Source organism: Sphingomonas zeicaulis (assembly GCF_050433225.1).
GTDB classification, from domain to species: Bacteria; Pseudomonadota; Alphaproteobacteria; order Sphingomonadales; family Sphingomonadaceae; genus Sphingomonas_D; species Sphingomonas_D zeicaulis.
This window is the reverse complement of record NZ_JBNPXQ010000003.1, coordinates 162,561-185,497: the sequence shown is the minus strand read 5'-3', so window position 1 is coordinate 185,497 and position 22,937 is coordinate 162,561. Positions and strand designations below refer to the sequence as shown.

General features: G+C 66.4%; 21 protein-coding genes. 7 read left to right on the top strand and 14 right to left on the bottom strand.

Annotated elements, in window-relative coordinates:
• Positions 1–182 precede the first annotated feature (182 nt).
• Entirely contained in the window at positions 183–587 is a 405-nt protein-coding gene (locus tag FHS96_RS13615) for an NUDIX hydrolase (RefSeq protein WP_429592222.1), read from the top strand.
• 44 nt (positions 588–631) lie between these two features.
• Here the strand turns inward: FHS96_RS13615 and FHS96_RS13610 are convergent, their stop codons facing one another.
• The 7 genes from FHS96_RS13610 to FHS96_RS13580 are packed head-to-tail and all read right to left on the bottom strand — an operon-like array spanning position 632 to position 6,983.
• Positions 632–2,035 (bottom strand): exopolysaccharide biosynthesis polyprenyl glycosylphosphotransferase, encoded by a 1,404-nt coding sequence (locus tag FHS96_RS13610; RefSeq protein WP_429592219.1) that lies wholly within the window; start codon positions 2,033–2,035, stop codon positions 632–634.
• Positions 2,036–2,066: 31 nt separating this feature from the next.
• Complete coding sequence (locus tag FHS96_RS13605; RefSeq protein WP_429592216.1) at positions 2,067–3,338, bottom strand: type III PLP-dependent enzyme; 1,272 nt, start codon at positions 3,336–3,338, stop codon at positions 2,067–2,069.
• Positions 3,335–3,574: an acyl carrier protein gene (locus FHS96_RS13600; RefSeq protein WP_025293218.1), complete on the bottom strand. Its 240-nt coding sequence runs from the start codon at positions 3,572–3,574 to the stop codon at positions 3,335–3,337. The genes FHS96_RS13605 and FHS96_RS13600 overlap by 4 nt, the downstream gene beginning before the upstream one ends.
• Before the next feature lie 24 nt (positions 3,575–3,598).
• Entirely contained in the window at positions 3,599–5,179 is a 1,581-nt protein-coding gene (locus tag FHS96_RS13595; RefSeq protein ID WP_429592213.1) for an AMP-binding protein, read from the bottom strand.
• On the bottom strand, positions 5,176–5,754 hold the full coding sequence (locus FHS96_RS13590; protein ID WP_429592210.1) for a serine O-acetyltransferase: 579 nt from the start codon (positions 5,752–5,754) through the stop codon (positions 5,176–5,178). The genes FHS96_RS13595 and FHS96_RS13590 overlap by 4 nt, the downstream gene beginning before the upstream one ends.
• Positions 5,717–6,841, bottom strand: coding sequence for a glycosyltransferase family 61 protein (locus FHS96_RS13585; protein WP_429592207.1), 1,125 nt, complete (start codon positions 6,839–6,841; stop codon positions 5,717–5,719). Before FHS96_RS13585 ends, FHS96_RS13590 begins: the two co-directional genes overlap by 38 nt.
• The gene (locus FHS96_RS13580; RefSeq protein ID WP_429592204.1) at positions 6,825–6,983 is read right to left on the bottom strand and encodes a hypothetical protein; all 159 of its coding nucleotides are present in this window, start codon (positions 6,981–6,983) and stop codon (positions 6,825–6,827) included. The genes FHS96_RS13585 and FHS96_RS13580 overlap by 17 nt, the downstream gene beginning before the upstream one ends.
• Before the next feature lie 160 nt (positions 6,984–7,143).
• Between FHS96_RS13580 and FHS96_RS13575 the strand changes: the two genes are divergently transcribed.
• A complete protein-coding gene (locus FHS96_RS13575) occupies positions 7,144–8,451 on the top strand; it encodes a glycosyltransferase (protein WP_429592201.1) in 1,308 nt (435 codons plus the stop codon).
• A 314-nt stretch (positions 8,452–8,765) separates the two neighbouring features.
• Here the strand turns inward: FHS96_RS13575 and FHS96_RS13570 are convergent, their stop codons facing one another.
• The 5 genes from FHS96_RS13570 to FHS96_RS13550 form a co-directional block, all read right to left on the bottom strand.
• Positions 8,766–9,725 (bottom strand): phytanoyl-CoA dioxygenase family protein, encoded by a 960-nt coding sequence (locus FHS96_RS13570; RefSeq protein ID WP_429592198.1) that lies wholly within the window; start codon positions 9,723–9,725, stop codon positions 8,766–8,768.
• Positions 9,726–9,860: 135 nt separating this feature from the next.
• Positions 9,861–10,649 (bottom strand): CpsD/CapB family tyrosine-protein kinase, encoded by a 789-nt coding sequence (locus FHS96_RS13565; protein WP_429592195.1) that lies wholly within the window; start codon positions 10,647–10,649, stop codon positions 9,861–9,863.
• The gene (locus FHS96_RS13560; RefSeq protein WP_429592192.1) at positions 10,639–12,120 is read right to left on the bottom strand and encodes a GumC family protein; all 1,482 of its coding nucleotides are present in this window, start codon (positions 12,118–12,120) and stop codon (positions 10,639–10,641) included. Before FHS96_RS13560 ends, FHS96_RS13565 begins: the two co-directional genes overlap by 11 nt.
• Positions 12,117–13,286 (bottom strand): hypothetical protein, encoded by a 1,170-nt coding sequence (locus FHS96_RS13555; RefSeq protein ID WP_429592189.1) that lies wholly within the window; start codon positions 13,284–13,286, stop codon positions 12,117–12,119. The genes FHS96_RS13560 and FHS96_RS13555 overlap by 4 nt, the downstream gene beginning before the upstream one ends.
• Positions 13,267–13,929, bottom strand: a complete 663-nt coding sequence (locus FHS96_RS13550; RefSeq protein ID WP_429592187.1) for a polysaccharide biosynthesis/export family protein — start codon at positions 13,927–13,929, stop codon at positions 13,267–13,269. The genes FHS96_RS13555 and FHS96_RS13550 overlap by 20 nt, the downstream gene beginning before the upstream one ends.
• Positions 13,930–14,365: 436 nt before the next feature.
• Between FHS96_RS13550 and FHS96_RS13545 the strand changes: the two genes are divergently transcribed.
• From FHS96_RS13545 to FHS96_RS13525, 5 genes are all read left to right on the top strand, one after another.
• Entirely contained in the window at positions 14,366–15,145 is a 780-nt protein-coding gene (locus tag FHS96_RS13545; protein WP_429592185.1) for a WecB/TagA/CpsF family glycosyltransferase, read from the top strand.
• Position 15,146: 1 nt separating this feature from the next.
• Positions 15,147–16,289 carry a hypothetical protein gene (locus tag FHS96_RS13540; protein ID WP_429592183.1) on the top strand — a complete coding sequence of 381 codons (1,143 nt, stop codon included), beginning with the start codon at positions 15,147–15,149 and terminating at the stop codon, positions 16,287–16,289.
• A 99-nt stretch (positions 16,290–16,388) separates the two neighbouring features.
• The gene (locus tag FHS96_RS13535; RefSeq protein ID WP_429592180.1) at positions 16,389–17,984 is read left to right on the top strand and encodes a hypothetical protein; all 1,596 of its coding nucleotides are present in this window, start codon (positions 16,389–16,391) and stop codon (positions 17,982–17,984) included.
• Entirely contained in the window at positions 17,984–19,564 is a 1,581-nt protein-coding gene (locus FHS96_RS13530; protein WP_429592178.1) for an O-antigen ligase family protein, read from the top strand. The genes FHS96_RS13535 and FHS96_RS13530 overlap by 1 nt, the downstream gene beginning before the upstream one ends.
• Positions 19,565–19,711: 147 nt before the next feature.
• Positions 19,712–19,966 (top strand): hypothetical protein, encoded by a 255-nt coding sequence (locus FHS96_RS13525; protein ID WP_429592176.1) that lies wholly within the window; start codon positions 19,712–19,714, stop codon positions 19,964–19,966.
• 295 nt (positions 19,967–20,261) lie between these two features.
• Here FHS96_RS13525 and FHS96_RS13520 read toward each other — a convergent pair whose 3' ends face one another.
• The gene (locus FHS96_RS13520) at positions 20,262–21,644 is read right to left on the bottom strand and encodes an oligosaccharide flippase family protein (protein WP_429592173.1); all 1,383 of its coding nucleotides are present in this window, start codon (positions 21,642–21,644) and stop codon (positions 20,262–20,264) included.
• Positions 21,641–22,864 carry a glycosyltransferase family 4 protein gene (locus tag FHS96_RS13515; RefSeq protein WP_429592171.1) on the bottom strand — a complete coding sequence of 408 codons (1,224 nt, stop codon included), beginning with the start codon at positions 22,862–22,864 and terminating at the stop codon, positions 21,641–21,643. The genes FHS96_RS13520 and FHS96_RS13515 overlap by 4 nt, the downstream gene beginning before the upstream one ends.
• Positions 22,865–22,937: the final 73 nt, after the last annotated feature.

Sequence of the window (22,937 nt, the reverse complement as noted above, 5' to 3'; positions counted from 1 at the left end):
TGCGAACCGTGCGCGAGAGGCAGGGGCGTTGGTATCGTCGGAAAACAGACGGGAATTCGTGGGGGAATTTTCCGGAGCCCAAACGAGCGAGGGGGCTATGCGGATGGGCGACCATCCTGATGGTCGACAAAGGGCCGCCGATCATGGCAGGCGCCGCACGCCTTCAATCGTCAGGAGCGCCGATGATACAATCCGAACCCCGCGCCGGATGCGGCGCCGCGATCGTCGTCGACGGCCGCATCCTGCTCGTTCGCCGCATGAAGGAGCCAGAAGCGGGCGCATGGGGTCTGCCCGGCGGCAAGATCGACCTGTTCGAGTCCGCAGCGGCGGCCACCCGCCGCGAGATCGCCGAGGAACTCGGCATCGCGATCGCGCCCGTCGACCTGCTCTGCTTCGTCGACCAGATCGATGAGGCGGCGGGTACCCACTGGGTGGCGCCGGTCTATCTGGTAACAAACTTCATCGGCGAGCCCGTCAACCTGGAGCCGACCAAGCATGACGGCATGGACTGGTTCGCGCTCGACGCACTGCCGGAGCGCCTGACCACGCCGACGCGTGCCGCGGTGGCGGCGTTGCGGGGGCGGTAGAGGATTTCAGCCCCGCCCCTTCAGGGGAGGGGCGTTTGATTCCCTCAATACGCGTTCGGGTGCGCCACCACCTTCACTGTCGCCAGCAGGATCCGCATGTCGCGCCACAGCGTCCAGCCGGAAAGATATTCTAGGTCGGCCTGGATGCGGCCGATCAAGGCGGCGCGGCTGTCGGTGGCGCCGCGAAACCCGCGGACCTGTGCGAGGCCGGTGAGGCCGGGCTTGGTGGCGTGGCGCAGCCAGTAGCGCGGGTCGACCGCCCAGAACAGCGCATCCTCCGCGGTCGATCCCAGCGCGTGCGGGCGCGGACCGACGATGCTCATGCTGCCCATCAGCACGTTGAGCAATTGTGGCAGCTCGTCGATGCTGGTGCGGCGCAGGAACGCGCCGATGCGGGTGACGCGGGCGTCGTCGCGGCTGGCGGACTGCGCGCCGGCCGCGTCCAACGTCGCAACGCGCATTGTGCGGAACTTGTAGACGTCGAAGAAGCGGTTGCCGCGGCCGATGCGGCGCTGGACGAAGAAGATCGGGCCGCCATCGTCCAGCTTGATCAGCAGCGAGACGATCAGGAGCGCCGCGATCAGCAGCGGCGCGAGCCACACCACCGCCGCCACGTCGAACGCGCGCTTAACCGTCCGCGCGCGCAACGAAAGCTGGCCGCGCGCCACGCAGGCGGTCATCCGCCCGTCCTGCTCGCCGATGTCGAGCACGCCCAGCGCCTCGAACTCGGGCATCAGGATTTCGATGTCGATGCCCGAGCCCTTGAGCGCGGTCACCCAGCGTTGCCGTGCGGCCGGCGCGCAATCGATGACGACACGGTCGGCATGGCTGATCGCGCGACCCAGCCGGTCGAGCGAGTCGGGGCAGTTGAGGTCGGCGGCGACCTTGAACGCGCGCAGGTCGATGCGGCGATGGCGCCGGTCGGTGGCCGCATCCGGCCGGTCGCTGAGCACCACCACCTCCAGCGGTCCATGCGGCAGCGTGCGATGGCCGTAGCACGCGACCATGTAGCGGCCTCCGACGATCAGCACGCCGGCGATGCCGGTGCCCAGGCCGAAGAACAGGCGCGAATAATCCGCGCCGACCTTCCAGGCGAAGGCGATCGCGACGATCGCCAGCGCGGCGAGCGCGAGCGCGGTCAGCGCCGAACGCACGCCGCGCGTCCAGCGACCCAGCGCGCGGATGCTGTAGCCGCCAAGCTGGAAGCTGATCGCGAGATACATCGGCGCCAGCACGACCAGCACCGAGGCGAGCTGCGTCGCCTTGTGCGGCGCCAGCCGGACATCGGCGGCGGCGGCATAGCCGATCAGCAGCGCAAGCAGGTCGATCGCCGCGAGCAGCAGATAGAGCTGCACGCGGCGATGCGCCTTGCTCAGCGGGCGCCCGCGCGCGGTGCCGGTACCGTCCGCTCTGGGCGCATGGGCCAATGTGGACATCGGATCGAGCATGGCGGGTCTCCCCGTGTGCCGGTCTGCGCGATCAGGCCCGGCGCCGTATCGTGCCCGCCTCGTCGGCCGGCGGCGGCAGGGCGTTGAGATCACGCGAGATGTCGTTGATCGCGTTGCCGGAGACCATCAGCTCCACCGGCGGCGCATGGCTGATGAAATGAATCGGGCTGGCGGTAAGGCCATAGGCGCCGCTGTTGTGGACGGCGATGATGTCGCCCTCCGCGATCTCGGGCAGTTCGATGCCGGAGGCGAGGCGATCGATCGAGGTGCACAACGGGCCGACGAGGTCGACCTTGCCCGCCGGCTCGCCGCCGCCCAGCTTGTGCATCGAATAGTTGCGGCGGATCACCATGCCGAAATGGCCGGACGCGGGCAGATGATTGTTCATGCCGCCGTCGCAGATCGCGATGCGGCTGCCGCGCGACTCCTTGATCGAAATGACGCGGGTCAGGAAATAGCCGGCCTCGGCGACCAGATAGCGGCCCAGTTCCAGCATCAACACCGCCTCGCCGAAGCGCGTCTCGCCGCGGAAGCCGTCGAGCTCGGGGATGATGCCGTTGGCGATCGCGCTGAGGTCCAGCGGCACGTCCTGGTCATGATAGGGCACGCCCAGCCCCGATCCGAAGATCAAGGTCTCGGGGGTGATGTCGAACCGGCCGCACAGGTCACGGAAGATCGTCAGGAAACCGCGGTAATTCTCCACGATCGGGTCCGAGCGCAGGCATTGCGTGCCCGAATAGATGTGCAGTCCGGTCAGCCGCAGGCCGGGCAGCGCGAGCATCTCGGCAAGCGCGGGTTCGGCATCCTCGATGTCGATGCCGAACGCGCTCGGGCGCCCGGCCATCTGGTCGCCGAAGCCCTTGGGCACGCTCGCCGGCGCGATGCGCACGACGATCGGCTGGACGCGGCCCTCGCGGCGCGCGAGCGCATCCGCCAGCCTCGCCTCGCGCACCGATTCGACCACGAGGTTGCCGACGCCGGCGCGGACGGCCTCCTCGATCTCGAATTCGCGCTTGCCGGGGCCGGTGAAGCTCATCTGCGCGGCGTCCCAGCCGGCCTGCATACCCAGCCGCATCTCGCCGACCGAGGAGATGTCGAGATGGTCGATGCGGCCGTGCAGCCATGCGAGCAGCGCTGGATTGGGGTTGCTCTTGACCGCGAAGCTCAGTGCGAAGCGGCCGCCGAACGCGGCGTCGATCTGGTTGATGCGCTCGGCGATCAGGTCCGTGAAATAGACGAACGCGGGCGTGCCGAAGCGGTCAGCCGCAACGTGCAGCCACTGGTCCGTCCAGGCGGAAATCACGCCACCCGCTCCCCCGCGAAGCGCAGGATGCGCTCGGCGGTGTCGAAATTGTCGAGCGTCACCTCGTCGGCGCGGATCTCGATGCCCGTCGCCTTTTCGATGAACGCAATCAGGTCGAGCATCGCCACCGAGTCGAGCGCACCGGAGGAAAAGAGCGGGGTGTCGATCGTCGGTTCGCCGTCGAAACCGGAAAATTCGCGGATGTTCTGGATCAGCAGGGCTTCGGTGAGTGCCATGGAATTGCTCCTTGGAAATGAGGATCAGAGTTGGATGGCGGCCGGCGCGGAGGCGCAGCGGCGGACGACGTCGGGCCGGGCGAGCTTGCCGCTCGCGGTGCGCGGCATCGCGTCGCCCCAGACGTGGATCTGGCGGGGGATCATATAGGCCGGCATCATCTGGCGGCAGTGCGCCATCAGCGCCTCGCTGGTGGCGCCGGGCAGCAGGGTGACGGCGATGTGGACGCACTGGCCCAACACATCGTCGGCCACGCCGAACGCGACGACATCGGCGGCGAGCGCGCTGCGGTGGACGAGATCCTCCACCTCTTCCGGGCTGATGCGGAAGCCGCTCGCCTTGATCAGCGCATCGTTGCGGCTGACGAACCACAGGTCGCCATCCGCGTCGACGCGGACGACATCGCCGCTGTAGACCACCGGCTCGTCACCGATCAGCGCGGCGAGTTCGGGGCAGGGGCGGATCTTCTCGGCGGTCGCCTCGGGCCGGTTCCAATAGCCGAGGCTGACCAGCGGGCCGCGATGGACCAGCTCGCCCTGTTCGCCGGGGCCGGCGATGCCGACGCCGGCCTTGATCACATAGATCTCCGAACCCGGAATGGCGCGGCCGATCGAGCCCATCTTGGCGCGGAAGCGGTGCGGCTCCAGATAGGTCGAGCGGAACGCTTCGGTGAGGCCATACATCAGCACGATCTCGGTGCCGGGGAACAGCTCCGGCATCCGCTCCAGCACGCTCTGCGGGATCTTGCCGCCCGAATTGGTCACGTAGCGCAGGTCCGGGAAGTCCATCGGCGACGCTTCGAGCAGCCGCGCGAGCTGGATCCACAGCGGCGGCACAGCGGCGAAGCCGGTGATGCGATGCTTCTGCAGCGCCCGCGCGACCTCGGTGGCGAGCGTCACTGGCTGGTGGACGACGGTGCCGCCGACCAGCATCATCGTGGTGAGCTGGTTGAAGCCATAGTCGAAGCTGTAGGGCAGCACGCTCAGCAGCCGATCGCTCTCGCCCAGCTGCAGATAGCGGGCGACCGAGCGCGCGCCGGCCAGGATGTTGCGATGGCTGAGCATCACCCCCTTGGGTTTGCCGGTCGACCCCGATGTATAGATGATGGCCGCCAGATCGGTGTCCAGGCGGGGTGTTACGGGGGTGTTAAGGGGGTGTAAGAGGGTATCCCACGCCTGCGCACCCGCCACGTCGCCGCCATTGCCGGTCACGAGCAGCGGCGGCAGCGGGGTGGCGCTGTCGATCGCGGCGGCGGTTAGCGCGCGCGCCATCGCGGGTTCCACGATCAGCGCGCGGGCGCCGCAATCTTCCGCGACGAACTGGATCTGGTCGATCGTCCACACCGTGTTGATGTTGACGACCACCGCGCCGATCTTCGCGACGCCCAGCATCGCCGCCACCTCGCGCACGCCCTTGCGCACCTGCACGACGACGCGGTCCCCGGGCTGGAGGCCGATCGCGGCGAGATGTGCGGCGACGCGGTCGACCTCGGTCGCGACCTCGGCATAGCTCGCCTCGCGATCGGCATCGATCAGGAAGATCTTGTCCGCGCGGTGCTGAAGGTTGTCGGCGAACAGTTCGTGAAGCGTGGTGGCAAGCGGGTTCATCTAAGGGGCCCCAGTCGCGGATAGATCTTGGCGGGTGAGCCGACGACGATCGAGTCGGACGGCACGTTGGAGGTGACCGCGGTGTTGGCCGCGATCTTCACGCGATCGCCGATGCGGATCTTGCCCAGCACCGTCGAATTGACCCCGATGAACACATCGTCGCCGATCACCGGCGCGCCGTCGCGCATGTTGGTGCCGATCGTGACGTTGTGCATCACGCCCAGCCGGTCGCCGATAACCGTGTCCGGATGGATCGAGAGCGATCCTTCGTTGTTCACGATGTGGAAATCCTCGCCGATCGTCACCTTCGGCGGGATCCAGATCTTCGTGAGGTTGGCGACGAACAGGTTGGCAAAGCCGTAAGCCTTGCGCGCCAGGCCGCGCGCCACCGGATTGCGCCGCTGGATGCCCCAGTGGCCGAACCGGTAGACGCACAGCGACACGAAGGCGCCGTTGGTGATCGAGGATCCGTGCCGCCGATAGTCGTCGCGCATGGTCGCCCATGCCGCGCCGATGCCCGAGTGCGCGCGCGGCGCCTCAGGCGAGATCGAGGGTACGCTCGATCTCTCCGACATCTGCGCTGAAGGCTTCATTGCTTCCCTCTCCGACGACCAGCGAAAAATCCTGACCCTGACGGTCCGTGAACATCTTGAGGACCGATACCGCGCGCGCCGGCGGCTGGATCACCAGCGCCATGGCATCCTGCGGCATCAGCATCAGCCCGTGGACGAGATGGCTGCCCTCGGTGCCCACCACCACATCGGCGCCGCCGCAGACGCGTACGATCTCCTCGACGTCAACGCGCAGCGGATCGAGGACGGTGAAGCCGCGCTTCGCCTCCAGCGTCTCGGCGATCTCGCGCTCATTGGTCAGCACGCGGCGGTCGCCGGCATTGCCGCGAAGCAGGAAAACGCCGGGATGGCGTCTCACATTCTGGCCGACCATGCGGCGGCGGAAATCGATCGCGCGCTGGCGCTTATGCTCGTTGTGGGCAAAATCCTCGAAGATGATGAGGTCGGCGAAACGCACCTCCAGCATCCGCGTCGGCGTCATGTCGAGCCGCTGCTCATAGGCGGTCATGTGGCCGATGGTGCGGTTGGTAGTGAAGGGCAGGCCTTCGGATTCCGCGAGCCGATAGGTCAGTGTATCCTCGGCCAGCCAGTTGCCGAACCAGCGATTGCCGGTCCAGCTTTCATACATGGTCGCGCGGATCTCGTCCTTCGGCTTGCGGCGGAAGGGCAGCCGGCTGTTGCGCTTGCGCAGATGCCGCGCCGCATCACCCGAATAGAGCACGCCATCCATCAGCATGATGTTTTCGAGGCGATAGGCCGTGGTCGCGCCCTGGATCGAATCGAACCCGCCTGAAAAGTCGCGGATCACTTCGTCGATCGAGCCGAATTCGGTGCCGCGGATGCGGTCGAGCTGGCCCGGCAGCACCTTGGCGGGCTTGATCTCGACGCGGCTGCCACGCGCAACGGTCCACTGGTCGACTGCCTTCGCGGCGATATCCTGCACCGGCCGGCCCAACAGCCGGCGCAGCCTGTCCATACCTGGCTGGAAACTGATCAACGGCTGCACCCATTTTTGGGGCGGCCACGCACCGAACAGTGCGTCGCGCCCGGCGACCGGAAGGGCATCGGCATGGTCAGTTCCCGGCGGCATGCGCGAGACCATTCGTCCGTCGCCGGGCCAGCCGCGACAGCGACCGGGCGGCGCGCTTGCACGGCACCGCAACCAGTGCTGCGACGATGAACATCAGCGATGGCAGAAGCCACAGCAGCAGCACGACAAGAACAAGGTTCATCCGCCCCCTCCAAAGATGCTGCACCATCGCATGTGCGAAGGGCGGGGCGCATCCGGCTGATGTAGACCGGTAAGTTGGCAAGGAAGTTTGGCTTGGGAAAAGTTGGAATGCCTCGATCGCCCGCGCTCCGCCATAATCGGTGGCGAGAGGCGGGGGAAAGATGAAGCCAAAAGTCTTCAGCTATGTCGGCGCGGCCGGTGAGCCGCTTTCGGGCAACCCCGAAAGCCGTGGCGCGGGGCCGAACATCGCGCGCGGATTCGACCGGCAGACGGAGCGCGTGGCCTATCTGGTCAACGTCTATCCCAAGGTCAGCCACAGCTTCATCCGCACCGAGATCGCGGCGCTGGAACGGCAGGGGCTGACGGTGGATCGCTTCACGATCCGCAAGTCGCCGGACCGGTTCAGCGATGCCGAGGATCGCGCGGAGGAACGGCGCACCACCGTGCTGCTGGAGGGCAATGGCCGCCAGCTCGCATCTGCGGTGATGGCACGCTTTTTCGCGCGGCCGGGGGCGACCTTTGCGGCGCTGCGCAACGCGCTCGGCGTCGATCGGAGCCGCGGCATGATCCGTTCGCTCGCTTATTTTGCTGAAGCGGCGCTGCTCGCCGACTGGCTGGAGCGCAACCGCGTGCGCCACGTTCACGCCCATTTCGGCACCAACCCGGTGGCCGTCGCGCGGCTGGCGGCGCGGATGACGCCGATCACCTACAGCTTCACCGCTCACGGGCCCGACGAGTTCGATTCGCCGGTCTCGCTCGACCTGCCGGGCAAGATCGCCGACGCCGCGTTCGTCGCCGGCGTTTCGAGCTTCGGCCGCGGGCAGCTCATGCGCTGGTCGCACCCTCGGCACTGGGAACGGATCGAGGTCGTGCGCTGCGCGGTGGCGCCGCATTTTTTGAATACCGAGGTCGATGATGGCGCCGCCTTCGCCGGTTCGCGGCTGGTCTGTGTCGCGCGGCTGAGCGCGCAGAAGGGGCTGCCGCTGCTGATCGAGGCCGCGGCACGGCTGGCGGAGCGGCGCGATTTCACCATAGACGTGATCGGCGATGGCGAGGGCCGCAGCGACATCGAGGCGCAGATCGTGCGCCTGGGGTTGCAGCAGCGCGTGCGCCTGCTCGGCTGGCGCGGTTCGGAGGATGTCCGGCGCGAGGTGCTCAACGCCCGCGCCTTCGTGCTGCCGAGCTTCGCCGAAGGGCTGCCGGTGGTGCTGATGGAAGCGCTGGCGGTCGGCCGTCCGGTGATCGCCACCGCGATCGCGGGCGTGCCGGAATTGGTCGACGCGCAGAATGGCTGGCTGATACCCTCGGGCTCGATCGAGGCGCTGGCCGACGCGCTTGGCGCCGCGCTGGACGCTACCCCTGCGCAACTGCGCAAGATGGGTGAGATCGGCCGCGCCCGCGTGCGCGAGATGCACGATCCCGATCACAACGCCGAGCATCTGGCGGAGCTGTTCCGGCCGTTCGTTTGAGGGGATAGGGCATAATTTCCTCCTCGAGCTTCGCTCGGGTCGGAGGACCGCCGGTGAAGCCGGTGGCGGAGGGGCGGGCTCGGAGCCCACCGCCCGACATAGTATAATCAGAAAATTCGGCGCCGACCCCTCCACCATTTGCTGTGCAAATGGCGAGTGGGGTTGGATTGCCCCCGGCAACCAAGATCGTGCCGGGGGCACGATCGTCACCATCTCGCCCCTCCCAGACGCTGCGCGCCGGGGAGAACATATTAGGGCCGCACCTGACGAACAGCCGCGGCGCGACCCCCCGAGCCGCGCCGCGGTTCCTGCCCCTACAGCGTCGCCGGCGGGATGATCCGCAGCGCGGTCGACAGCCGCCGCCGCCACAGCGCGGCGTCGCGCTGGCGGTGGGGCAGGGCATGGGCCAGCCGGGCGATGTCGCCCCGTGTCATCCCGGTGCGCTCGCACAGGAAGGGGTGGCGCGGTCGGCTGGCGAAATAGCTGTAGAAGATCGCCGCACGGTCGCGCTCGATCGCGGGCTTGCCGCGATGGAAGAAGCGCGCGGTGTCGGTGAAGATCACCGTGCCGGCCTTCCCCGTGCAGCTCACGATATCGCGCGTGAAGCCGGCGCCCAGCCGCCGCTCGAGCTCGGCATCGTCGGCCAGGCCATAATCGAAGCCGTCAGTGTCGTTCTGCAGCGTATCGTGCCGGCGGATCATCTGGAACGGGCCGCCGCCCTCGTCGACGTCATGGACATAGACAGCGACCTTCAGCATCCGCCGGTCTTCCCAGTCGCGATGCCATTTGCGCGTCGAGATCTCGCGCCCGTCGGCGACGGTATAGTTGATCGCCACGCCGTCATAGGCGGGCGGCAGCCCGATATAGGATTCGGCGATGTCGAGCAGCCGGTCGTGCAGCCCCCAGAAATAGATCGCAGGGTTGTTCACGATCCGCTCGGGCGGCACGATGGTGAACACCTCGCCGCCCGCCGCGCGGGATCGCGCCTCGGGGGCGAATTGTTCGGCAAGCATCGCCGCGGTCCCCACGATCGTGCCGCTGTCCGTCAGGCCGAGCGCATCGACCGTGGTGATGAACACGCCGTCGCGGTCGAGCGCGGCGACGATCTCCGCATCGATGCCGCTAAGGCGCGGCAACACGCTGCGATGCTGTTCGAGCGCACGCTCGTAACGATCGCCGAGCGAGGTGCGGACACGGGGCTGGTTGAGCAGTTTGAGCATGGTGCGCGCCGGTAGGTTCCTGAGCCAGATGGATCGTTCCGAGGGCGTCTTCATGGTTTTTCCCCCTTGATCGAAGGCGCAAGGATCGAACCGTGCTTCACGGCGGAGCAGGAACGGGGATCAATGTCGGTCATCGTCGTCCAATCCGCGTGGCCGGCTAGGCCGGCCAGCGCTGTTCCGGAGTGAAGATCAGCGGGTGCCGCTGCGCTCGGGCGGCATATAATAATAGCCATAGTCGTGACGCTGTTGTGGGCTGGAGATCGACATGTTGAGCACCGATCCGATGATCGGCGTCGCGTTGAGCGAATTGATCGCGTCGAGCAGCGCGCGCTTGGGTGTGCGCGCTTCCTGGACGACCATCAGCACGCCGTCGACCACCCGGGAGATCAGCATGAGATCGTCGTTCACCAGCGCGGGCGGGGTATCGACGATGATCACCGGGCTGCCCTCGATGCCACGCAGAGACTCGATCAGATCGGGCAGGCGCTGCGATGCCAGCAATTCCTCGGCATTGTCGCGCGGATCGCGCACGCGTGACACGGTAAGGTCGAAGCCGTGGATGCGCAGGCAGGTCTCGCGCCACGGCACATTGCCCATCAGATAATCGTCCATGCCCGGCTGCAGTTGCGGCAGGCCCAGCCGGTTGCCCACCGAGGGGCGGCGCAGGTCGAGCTCGATCAGGATCGTCGGATAGATGCGGCTCAGCGCCGCGGCGAGGTTGATCGAGATATGCGTCTTGCCATTGCCCGGCTGCACCGAGGTGACGCCGAACACCCGCTTGCCGGACGAATGGACCGCGCGCAGCAGCTGCGAGCGCATGTTGAAGAAGGGATGGACCCGTTCGTTCATCGGTTCGAAGCCGACGACGAGGTTGGCGGCCAGAAGCTCCCGGTCGGGGCTGTAATCCGGCATAACGGGTGCGTCCTCGTTTGCCCGGTTGAGCCGTACGACCGCAGCGGCGTCGATCTCAGCCTGCATAGCGTTTTCCTCCCATCATGCCGGCAAGCACTGTTGCCCGTCCGGTCTTGTTGCGCCCGAAGAACCAGGGCAGCACGCTCGGCTGCCGTGTAACCGGCACCACCCCCAGCGGCGGTGCCTTGAGGAGCTTGGTCAGCGTCTCCTCGCCATGGATTGTGCCGCGCAGCAGTTCGAAGCCGAGCACCAGCGCCACGCCGGCACCGCCGCCCGCGAACACGCCCATCAACAGCAGGATCATCGGCTTGGTGCCCATCGACTCGTGCGGCATGCTGGGCTCGTCCACGACCGAGAAGCGCTCGCCCTTGTCCTCCGACTGGAGATTGGCGGCGACCTGCGCATCGAGCTGCTTCTCGCGCAGCGCCTCGTACTGGCGCTTGATGTTGTCATATTCGCGCTCGATCATGTTCAGTTCGTAGGCGGCCTGCGGCGCTTGTGCGGAGCGGTGGTCGAGGTCGGCGATCGCGGCGACCAGTTCGCTGCGCCGATTGGCGAGCATGCCGATGCGCGAGCGGCCGGCGGCGATTTCCGCCTCGAGCACGCTGCCGCGCGTGTCGGATTGCGCCCGGCGCGCCGCGGCCTGTTCGCGCGCCAGCGCGGCGCGTGCGGCGATCACTTCCGGATAGTCGTCCGAATAGACCGATTCCAGCTGGTTCAGCCGCTCCTCGGCGCGGCGCACCGCTTCCTGGCCGGGAAGCGGCGCTTGCCGATTGCTTTCGACCGTGGCGGCCAGCATGCTGTTCTGCTGCACCAGCCCCTGCGATTCCGCGTCGATGCGCGAAACCTCGGCGCGCAGCGCGGCACCGGATTGCGCGCTGAGCGCGATATGGCTGGGCAGCGCGCCGGCATAGCGCGCCTCGACGCCGCGGCGCTTTTCCTCCAGCTCGCCCAGTTGGCGCCGCAACTCCTCCGCGCGGCGGCCGAGGAAGGTCGCGGTGCCTTCGGCCTGCTGCGTGCGGAAGCGCTTGTCTTCCACCAGGAACTGCTTGGTCAGCCGCTCGGTCACCGCGCGGGCCTTCCCGGCGTCCGAATAGGTGAAGGAGAGGGTGAAGGCGATCGTGCTGCCATTATTGTTGTTCTGGTTCGCGCCGACGAGTTCGACGCCTATCGCGTTGCGCGCGATCGCCAGCACATTCTCGAACTCCATCGCGCCGCGCTCCTTGGGATAGAGCCCGTTTTCGCGGATCAGCGCGCTCAGGCTGTCGCGGCTGACGACCTGCTGGCGGATCTTGGCGATGCGTTCGTTGGCGATGCTGCTGAGCGGGGTGGTGCCCGGCCCCAGCACGATCTGCGCCGAATCGATCAGCAGCGTCGCCTGCGACTTGTACATCGGCTTCTGCATCAGGATCGCGCCGATCGCGCCGAGCAGGCCGACCACCACCGGCAGCACCAGCCAGTAACGGCGGCGGAACAGGATGGCGAGAATCTCGCGCGGATAGATGCCAAAGCCGTCGGCGTTCGGTTGTGCGCTCATCTGTCTCGTCCCCGGTAAGTCACGCCGATCTGCAGCACCACCGCGCCCACCCGGTCGCCATCCGCGCGCGTGCGCTGCAGGTAGTCGGCCCCGGCGCGGACGGAGAGCGTCTCGGTCACACGATGTTCGTAAGCCGCGGAACCGCGCAGCACGTCGGTATCGCCGAAGCCCGGCAGTTGCGCGCGGCGATAATCGGCGCTGGCGGTCACCCGGCCGCGCGTGCTGGTCGGCACCGCCAGTGTCGCACCCACCGCGGTTTCGCGCTGGAGGCCACCGAGGCCGCTCACCTCGCTGCGGATCGCGCCGGTCAGGCACAAGGTCATGCGGCGCGGATCGTAGCAGAGGTTCACGCTGCCGCTGAAGCGGGAGCGGTCGTTCTGGTTGTTGTTCGGAATGCCCGGCAGGCCGCCCAGGCTCGCCCATTCGATGCCCGCAGTCGCGTCCGCGCGCCAGTTGGCGTTCAGCCGGCGGGCGACCGTCACGCCGATCGACTTGGCTTCGGTCTTGCCGCCATTGGCGATCCGGCTGGATGTGAATTCGCCGCGTAAGCCGACGGTCATCAACTCGCTCACCCGCCGGCTGGCTGTGAGGCCGACATCATAGGCGTTGGTCGCCTGGAGCAGGGTTGATCCGGGATAACGGGTCTTCTGCCAGCCCCCGTCGGTCACGAACTGCCAGCGCGCATTGGGGTTATATTCTACCGACGTACGCGCGCCATAGGCTTCGCGGATCTGCCGGGTGTCGACCGCGGCATCGATACTGTCGGTGAGAACGTCCGCGGCGAGCTCGCGCGAATAGCCGATATTGGTCATCAAGGTCAGATATTCGCTGTCGCGATGCCGGAAGGTCGCATCGCCGCGCCCGGTCACGAAATTGCCGTAGCGCCTGGAATATTGGCGAAAACCGGCGCGGCCGCCGACCTCGATGGTCGTGCCCGGCCCCAGTTGCACCTCCACCTCCGGCCGCGCGACGATCTCGGCGGCGGCGGTGTCCGTATTCTTTTCGGTGCTCAGAAAAGGGTTGTCCGAATAGAGGACATTGGCGTCCGCCTCGAGCCGGACTTCGGTCTGCGCCAGGCATTTGGGCGCGAAGATCGCCGCAGGTGCGGCGATCGCTCCGAAGAGTAGCCGGCTGACGGGCGGGCGATCACGGAATGACAAGGACATCACCGCTCATCAGCATCGGCAGGGGCCGGTTGAGGCTGCCGGCCTTGAGTGCCCGGCCTCCTTTCAGGACGGTATTGAGTTTCACCGGCTCCACGATCTGGCCAGACGGCGTCTGGCGCAGGATCACCGCGTTGCTGATGTCGGCGAATTCGGCGGCGCCGCCCGCCATGCTGAGTGCCTGCAGGATGTTGACCGACGAGCCGCTGGTGAAGCTGCCCGGGGTGCGAACCTTGCCAACCACGAAGAAGCGCATGCCGGTGGCGTCGCGCACCGAAACCGTCACGTCGGGGGCGGTCGAGCGGTAATTGACCGCGATCCGCTCGCGGATGTCGGCGGCGATGTCGGTCACGTTGCGGCCGACCGCCTTGATCGTGCCCGCCAGCGGGAAGGCGAAGGTGCCGTCCGGCTGCACGCGCACCTGGCGCTGCATCCGTTCCTCCCCCCACACGAACACGTCGAGATCGTCCCCGGGATTGACGCGATACTGGCTGACCGGAGGCACCGTGGCGGTCACCCGCGGCGTGGGTTCGGGCAGCGGTTCGGCGATCGCCGGCGCCGTAGCGGCCATCGCACCAATCAGCGCGATCGCCCTCAGGCCCGTCGAGAGGCCGTGGCGATTGGACAGTAACCAGGTGGTGGACACGAGCATTGCTCCCGAAAAACAACTGATCGCAGGCTAGTCGTCTGAAGGGGGCGTCGAAATTCGTCGATTGCCTTCCTCCCTTGGCAGTTGGGAGAAATGCCAGTCGGTCCGTCGCTGCAATCGCGCGCATCGTCGCCGCCCATTTTTCCTAGTCAAAAAAGGGGGCTGTGTTCGCCAAGCAGAAATGCGCGGGCGATCTTCCATAATGGGGGCCCGCGTCGGAGCTCATTCTCGGTTCCTCCGATCGTCGGGTCGGACCGGTGGCGCGAAACCGGCAGCCGGCCCGGCGGCGACGCGGACCAGTTTTTGAGGACCAACCCAGACCCGACCCGGAACCGACTTCGCCTGGCATGTCGCCTTGCCGGCGGTTTCGTCAAGGCGGGCTAGAGAGAGGCTTCCCCGGATGTCCCTTGGCGCTGAACTTCCAGCGGCCCGCATGGCCGCACCTCCAGGCGTCGGTGGCGCGCTGGCGCTATCGACGGTCCAGTTCATCGACGTGGCCTTCACCATGCAGGGCACGGATTCGGTGATCGAACGGGTGCGCGATCGCCCAGCGACCGCGCCCTTCGCCTATATCGTCACGCCGAACGTCGATCATGTCGTGCGCCTGCAGCGCAGCCGATCCGATCTGTGGCCGGCCTATCGATCGGCGTGGATGACGTTGTGCGACAGCCGCATTCTCGCGCGTCTGGCGAAGAAGGTTGGGTTCGCGCTACCGGTGGTTCCGGGCAGCGACTTGACAGCCGAGCTGTTCGAGCATGTCATCAAGCCCGATGATCGTGTGGCGATCGTCGGCGGCCGGCCCGCGGTGATCGCGCAGCTTGCCGAGAAATATGGGCTGACCAATGTCGTGCATCATGATCCGCCGATGGGCTTCATCAAGAACCCCATCGCCGTGGCAGACGCGGTGCGTTTCCTGATGAACGCGCGTGCGCGCTATATCTTCCTCGCGGTCGGATCGCCGCAGCAGGAGATTCTCGCCTATCGTGCGAAGCGCGCCGGCGGCGTCACCGGCATCGGCTTCTGCGTGGGTGCCAGCCTCGATTTCCTCACCGGCGTGCAGGATCGCGCGCCGCCGCTCATGCAGCGCATGTCGCTGGAATGGCTCTATCGGCTGGGGTCCAACCCCAAGCGGATGTGGCGCCGCTATCTGGTGGAGGGGCCCGAGATCTTCCAGATCGAGCGGAGCTGGCGGCGCGGCCGCATGCAGCAATAGGATGCGGGCAGCGGGGCTGGTTGCGCTGGTGGTGATGGGCGGTCTCGCGGGCAGCGCGCGGATCGAGCAGGAGCCCGTTTCCGGCCCCGATGCGCACGCGCCTGTGCCCGAACGCCAGCCCGCGGCCGGCCCGCCGCGGCGGCTGTTCGTCTCCGGCCACAGCCTGACCGCGCGGCCCTTGCCCGATCATCTCGCCGCGATCGCCGAGGCGGATGGCAGGCCGTTCGACTGGAACATGCAGCATCTCTACGGCTCGACGATCGAGATGCGTACGCGTGGGCGCGGCGGCGATGCCGGCTATCATGAGGGGCTCGACCGCGGCGGCGCGCGGGTGGACGTGCTGCACGAGATCGCATCGGCGCACCCGGCCGGTCGCTATGACACGCTGATCATCACCGAACGGGATTCGCTGCTCGAAAGCCTGATGTGGGATGATACGATCGGCAATGCGCTGGATTTCATCCGCCGCTTCGAGGCGGCCAATCCGGGCAGCCGAACCTTCCTCTATACGAGCTGGCTGGGCCATTCGGGCGCCGACACGCCCGGCCGCTGGATCGATTATGAACGGTCCGCCGCGGTGGCATGGCATTGCACGGCGGCGGAGCTCAACCGGCGGCTCGCGGCAGAGAACAACCCCCATCGCGTCGCGCTGATCCCCGCCGCGGAGGCGCTGGCCGAACTGGTCGCCGAGGCGGTCTCGCCCCGCGGCATCGACGGGCTCTCGGGCGCCGCGCCGCGCGACGCGATCGCGCGCCTGTTTACCGACGATGTTCACCTGACCGAAACCGGCACCTGGTTCGTCGCGCTGGTCGCGCATGCCGCGATCAATGGCGCGTTGCCCGAACGACCATGGGCGCCGGATGCGGTCGATCCGCGCACGGCGCAGGCGCTGCAGGGCTTCGTCACGGGTTTCATGCGGCGCTGGCGCACGGGGCCGCCGGCGCCTGCCGATTGCGGCACCATGCTCGCCCGCGACTATGTGCCCGCCTATCTTGGCTATGCGCGCGATTATGGCTGGCGCGAAAGCCAGGGCACCTGGACGGCGCGGGTGAAATATGTGCGCTTCTCGATCGTCTGGGCGCGCGATCTGCGCAGCCGTTCGCGGCGCAATCCCTTCGCGCCGGTGGCGATTTCCGCACGCTGATAGGCGGCGGGCAATCAGCCGGTCTTAAATCTGCCAATGCCGTTCGTCGCCCCCCACCGCTAGATCGGTCGGGGCATGGCATGGTGTGGAGGCGTTGCGTTGCCCTATCCCGGTTCGTTCAAGCGCCGGCAGCGGCGGAAGCTTTATGTCCGGATCGTCGGCGCCCTCGGGCTGGTCGGCGTCGCCACTGCGGTTGCGGCCTATGCCTTTCCCGGGCGCATCGAACGTCTGACCGGCGCCACCGCCGTCTCTACCCCTGCGGCCGCCGCGCTGCCCGCGCCTGTGACGACCACGGCCGTCGGCATCAACCTGTTCGGCCTGCCGGTGCACAACCGCCAGCAGGTGTTCACCAACCTGATCGCGCAGAGCGAATGGTTCTCCAACGAAGGCGATGGTTGGACGGCCTTGCCGGCCAACCAGATCGACCGCGAGGGTTGGGTGCGTTCGCTGAAGCCCGGTCAGACCGCGCCGCGCCCGCTGACCTTGCCGCCCGCGCCGTTCGGCACGACGCTGGTGCGCTGCACGTGGCAGGGCAGCGGGGAACTTGACGCCAACGGCGCGGCGCGCGTGCGCGATCGTGGCGCCAATTCGTTGACCTTCGACCTTACCGTATCCGGCAATCCTGATGAGGGGGCGTGGGTGGAACTGATGCGTACCGATCCCGGCGATCCGGTGCGTGCGATCGATTGCCGCGAAACCGGCCGCCCGGCCAATGAGCGTTTCCACCCCGAATTCATGGCCTATGTGAAGCAGTTCAGGCTGGTCCGCTTCCTCGACTGGCAGCGGATCAACGACAATGCAGCGGTCCGCTGGTCCGACCGGACCTTGCCGAGCCATGGATCGCAAGGCGCCGCCGCCGGCGCTTCGATCGAGGACATGGTGGATCTGGTCAACCAGACCGGCGCCGATCCCTGGCTGCTGATGCCCTACAAGGCGGATGAGGCCTATATCCGCAACTTCGCGAAGCTGGTGCATGACCGGCTCGACCCCGAACACACCGTCTATGTCGAGCTTGGCAATGAGGTTTGGAACGCGATCTTCGACGTTTCCGAACAGGCCGAGCGCGAGGGGCGGGCGCTGAAGCTGGGCGATGGTGACGGCACCACGGCGCAGACATTGCGCTATGCGCAGAAGGTGCGCACCGCGATGAAGATATGGACGGAGGTGTTCGCCGACCGGCCCGACAAGCTCGTCCGCGTCGCCTCCTACCAGCACGTCAATCCCTATCTGGGCGAACTGATCCTGGGCTATGAGGACATGCCGCGCTGGATCGATGCGCTGTCGACCGCGCCCTATATCTGGATGGAGCTGGACGGGATCAACGCCGGCTCGGTTGACCGCGTGTTCGCGCACATGCCCAAGGCGATCGACGAGACCATGGGCTTCGCCGAACAGAATCGCGCGCTCGCCGCGCGCTTCGGCAAGCGGTTCATCGCCTATGAAGGCGGCCAGCACCTCGTGACCAACGACATGGCGCTGGCGCAGGCGATTCAGCGGGATCCCCGGATGGCCGATGTCTACCAGCGCTACCTCGAACAATGGGACAAGCGCATTCACAGCACCCTGATGCTCTATGCGTCGACCGCGCCGATCGCCGACTATGGCTCGTGGGGCCTGCGCGAATATGCCGGCCAGCCGGTGGAAGAGGCGCCCAAGCTGCGCGCCGTGCAGCAGTTCCTGTTGCGACGACGCTGATGCCTGTCGGCCTCATTGCGGTTGCGCTGGTTTCGATCGTGCTGGGGGTGCCGTTCGGCGGCCTCGGCTATCTCAAGACCGCGCTGCACCTCGCGATCGTCTGCGGCGGCGCGGCCTGGCTGTTCCGTTACTGCCTGAAGCCCGAGCATCGCGACGTGGTCGGCAATGTCGCGCTGGGCGTCGCCGTCGCGATGCCGTTGATCGTCTTCTCGCTGCCCAAGCTGTTCCTGCTGCAGATGGTGATGCTGCTCTGGGTGCCGCTGATCGCGCGCGGCGCCTTCGAACGGATGGTGCCGGTCTATCTCTTTTCGATGCTGCTGCTGCCGCCGCTCGACATGAGCGTGGCGGTCGGATCGCTCAAGCTGTTCGAATTCGGTATGCTCGATGCGCTCGGCTTCGGCGCGGGCGCCGCGATCATGCTCAGTCCGCAGAAGGGACGGCCGGGCGCGCAATGGGATGCGGTTGCGCTGGGGATCGTGATCATGATCGCCGCGGCACTCTCGCGTGACACCAGCTTCTCCAATTTCCTGCGCGCCTCGATGAACGTGATGATCGATCTCGGGCTGCCTTATTATGTCGTCAGCCGAGGCATCCGGAATGTGCAGGATGTCGAGCGCACCACCTTGTGGCTGGCCTGCGGCGCGGTCGTGTTCGGCGCGATCCTCGGCTATGAGGCGCTGCGCACCTGGCCGATGTATAATGATCTGTACGCCAAATATGGCGTGCCGATGATGCTGATCGTCAAGGCGCGCGCCGGCATGCTGCGCGCGGGTGGGCCGTTCATGGAACCGACTTCGGCGGCGATGGTGCTGGCGATGTTCACGCTCGCTTTGTGGGTGTGCCGCGATCATTTCCGATCGTGGATCTATCATCTGGCGGTGCTGTCGATCGCGATCTTCGGCCTCTATGCGCCCCAATCGCGCGGCGCGTGGATCGGGCTGTGCATCGCCATACTCGCCAGCGATGCGATCCGCGGCCGCTTCGTGCCGCTGATGGGCAAGATGATGGTGATCGGCGGCGGCGCGATGGCGCTGTTCACCGCCGCCCAATTCTCGCCGCACCTGTCCGAATCGCTCGGAATGTCGGGCAATTCCAGCGACACGTCCGAATATCGCCGGATGCTGTTCGAGCGCGGCATGGAGGAATTCTGGCGCAGCCCGATCTACGGCTATTCGACGCCGCAGATCCTCGAGCGGCTCGAGGACTTGCGCCAGGGCGAGGGCATCATCGACTTCGTCAACACCTATATCTGGATCATGCTGATCGGGGGCAGCCTCGGCATAGTCATGTTCGTCGGCGGCTTCGCCGTCTTCCTGACAGCGCTCGCCACCTCGCGCCCCGCACAGGTCCCCCGCCTGATCGCGCCGACCGCCTTCGCCTTCGGCTGCCTGCTGATGGTGGCTGAGATGCTGATCTTCACCTCCTTCGGCGGCCGCCCGGCCTTCTACCTGTTCGGCATCTTCGGCTTCTCCGCCGCCTTGCTCGGCGTACGCCGCTGGGCCTTGGCGGATGAGGCGCCGGCGGCGCAGCCCGCGCCGGAAGTCGTGCCGCTGGTTGGGTTCAAGGCGCTGGCGTCGTAAAGCGGACGCCGCGAACCGCCCCGAATTCACTGTCACCTTTGTCACTTTCGCCCAGCGGAGGCGCTGCATTGACGGGCCCGTAGGCGCATATGGTGTTTCAGTCGCAAGGTCGTTTGACGAGGGCTCCCTCTGAGATATCAACGTCGAATGAGCGAACTCGTGTCTATTCCGGGTTGGACCGGCTTAGTTGATTGGTTTGGCTATTCTCCCAACTTTCACGATGCCGAAGTCTTGTCTGTTGATCTCGCGCGCGCCCCCCACCCATCCGCGATCCGCATTCATGCGTGGAGAACGACAAGTGAGATCGATGAAGCCGGCCATTTTATCTTGGATCGCCATGCTTTGGTGACAATCAAGATTGTCGACATCCAATCTTTAAGGTTGGAAGATTGGAATCATTAGAACGTGCTATCTGCTTCGTGGATTGAAAGCACTGACCAAGGACACGTTCTGCATCTCGCCGGGATCTACGGGATAGAGGGGAAAATCGCTGCTACCACTATTTCGGCGACAATCGAGCCGTTCGATCAAACGGTGAATGGCTGCTAAGGTTGTTTGCCGCTGCTTTAGATTCCTAGCCACCTGGATGGCTGAACCTAGGGTGTTCACCAGCCACTCAAGTGCTCAAAACGATAAACGCGATCGGACCATCGCTGATCCGATCGGGTCCACCCCTCAGTTCATGTCAGGCCGGGTCTCAGATGAACAACCGCCGGATGATCTGGTCACCGATCGTCCCCACCAATATGCCCGCGCCCCCTGCCGCAAGGAAGATCATCTCCTGGCGGATGTCGAGCAGGCTGGCGCGGTACATCTGCGTCCATTTGAGCGCGAGCGCGGCGACTTCCATCATCGCCACCGCGAGGACGAGGCCGATCGGGCCGCCATAATAGAAGCCAACCGGTGCCGCGATCACCAGCCAGACCAGCTTCGCGACGCTCGCCTCGAAGGTGGCGCGGATGCGGCCGGTAGCGGTCAGCGCCTCGTTCGCGGCGTTGGAGGCGAGCGCCAGCATCGGCGCGATCGCCAGGATCTGCAGGTAGATCGCGGCATTGGCATAGCGCGGGTCGTAGAGGATGGTGATCACCAGCGGCGCCGATCCGATCAGCCCGCCGGCCGCGAAGGTGAACAGCAGCGAGGGCATCCAGCGCTTGGCATAGAATTGCGCGCGCAGATCGGAGACGCCTTCGCGGAAGAGCTGCGAATAGGTCGGGTAAAGCACGCGGCTGGCATAGGCGCCGGTGAAGGCGAGGGGAGCCGAGGCGAGGTTGCCCGCAAGGATATAGAGACCGAAATCGTCGAGCGGCATCAGCCGGGCGAGCAGCAACTTGTCCGACTGCGCCAGCACCAGTGAGATCAGGCTCGATCCGGTCACAAACCGCGCGAACTTCCACAAATCCTTGGCAAACGCCGGTTCCCAGGCAAAACGCCGCGCCGAGTTGGAGAACATCGTATAGCTGAGCAACGTCTTGAAGCTGCTGCTCACCAGCATCGCGACGAGGATCGCCCAGTAATTGCGCCAGAAATAGGCCAGCGTGGCGGCGAAGATGATCTGGATGACCACCACCGCGGCCTCCAGCAATGAAAGCCGCAGGATCTGGCGGTTGCGCAGCGCGGTCAGCAAGGTCAGTGAGGCCAGCCCCTCGATGATGAAGGTCAGCGACGAGACGAAGATGATCGGCGCCAGCTCCGGCTTGTCGAACAGCACCGCGATCGGTTCGGCGAGCGCCATCAGCAGCACGGTGAGGAAGGCGGAACGGATCAGCGAGATCGTCCACACCGTATCGAGGAAGCGGCGATTGTCGCCCTCGGCATGGCGCACTACGAAGGCCTGGAAGCCGAGGTCCGACGCCATCGCGACGGTGAAGGAGATCGATCCGATCACGCCGGCGATGCCGAACACCTCGGGCACGAGCAGCCGGGTGAGGATCACGCTGCTGACTGCGCGCAGCAGATTGTTGATCACCACGAAGATGACGACGACATTGGTGTCGCGCTGCGCGATCTCCAGCAGCTTGCGGATCAATGCGCGCGCGTCGAACGCCGGCACCGCCAGCTTCTGGACCTGTCCGTGATTCATGATGTGCCTTCCAGTGCGGCGCCGTAGCAGTCGAGCAATTGCGCCCCGACCGCCTCCACCGAGAAATGATCGCGGCACCGGATGAAGCCGCCCTCTGCGATTTTCGCCATCAGCGCCGGGTTGCCCAGCAGCATGTCCAGCCGTGCCGCCAGCGCATCGGCATCGCCGACGGGGGTCAGCAGCCCGCTCTCGCCATCGACGATGATTTCCTGGCCGCCCGGCCAGTCGGTGCAGATCATCGGGCAGCCCGCGGCGAAGCCTTCGAGAAGAGCGTAGGGAAAATTCTCCCAGCGCGAGGCGCAGACGGTGACCTGTGCGGTGTGGCGCAGCGCTGTGATCTCGTCCGGCGTCTGCTTGCCCAGATAGCGCGTGCGGGCACGCCCCTCGGGTGAGAGGTGCTCGGCGACGAATTCGTTGTAATTGACCAGCTTGCCCGCCGCGACCTCCAGCCCCATGTCGGGGCCGACCAATGTCAGGCGGGCATTGGGGCGGGTGCGCAGCAGCGTATCGAACGCGCGCAGCATCGTATCCGCGCCCTTCCAGTAATCGAAGCGACCGACCGCCAGGATATGCTCTGGCTCGCAACCGTCGGCGCGCCAGCGGATGGCGGGCGGCGCGAGCGCGATCGGGTTGGGGATCACGCTGCTCGCGGCGCTGGTCGCCCGGTCATATTGCTTGCAGGTCGCGTCCATCACCGCGCGGGTCGGCGCGGTGAGCGTGCGTGCGCCGCGCACCGCGCGGCCCTCGGCGCCCATGCGCTGGCGGTCGGCGCGCTGCTCGTCGGGCGTGCGCGGGCGCGGCGGCTTCAGGAAATGCGGGCCGTGCAGCCGGGTGACGATCGGCACCGCAGTCCGTTTGCGCACCGTATCCGACCAGCCGAAGCTTTCTTCCATCTCGACGATGTCGATCGGCGCGATTGCGCGCGCGGCATTGATCTGCCGGGCGATGATGCGGCCGACCTCGGGCATCGCACCGTCGTTGAGCGAATCGATCTTGTGTATCGCCATGCGGCCGAGCTTCGCGAACAGGCCGCCGCCGCCGCCGTTCGCGTCACTCAGCGGCACCGCGCGGCCATCGCTCAGGAACAGCTTGCCGTCGGCGATCACCGAGGCGTCATGCCCGCTGGCGATGAAGTGATTCCGCACCGCCGCCACATAGCTGACGATGCCGTTCGCCGCGCCAGACGGCGGCCAATGGGGGGAACAAAGCCCGATATGCACCGGCAAAAGCCTCCAATCCGATGGTGGCCGTTTCTATTCGTCCACCCCGAACACTGTCGATCATGAGAAATCC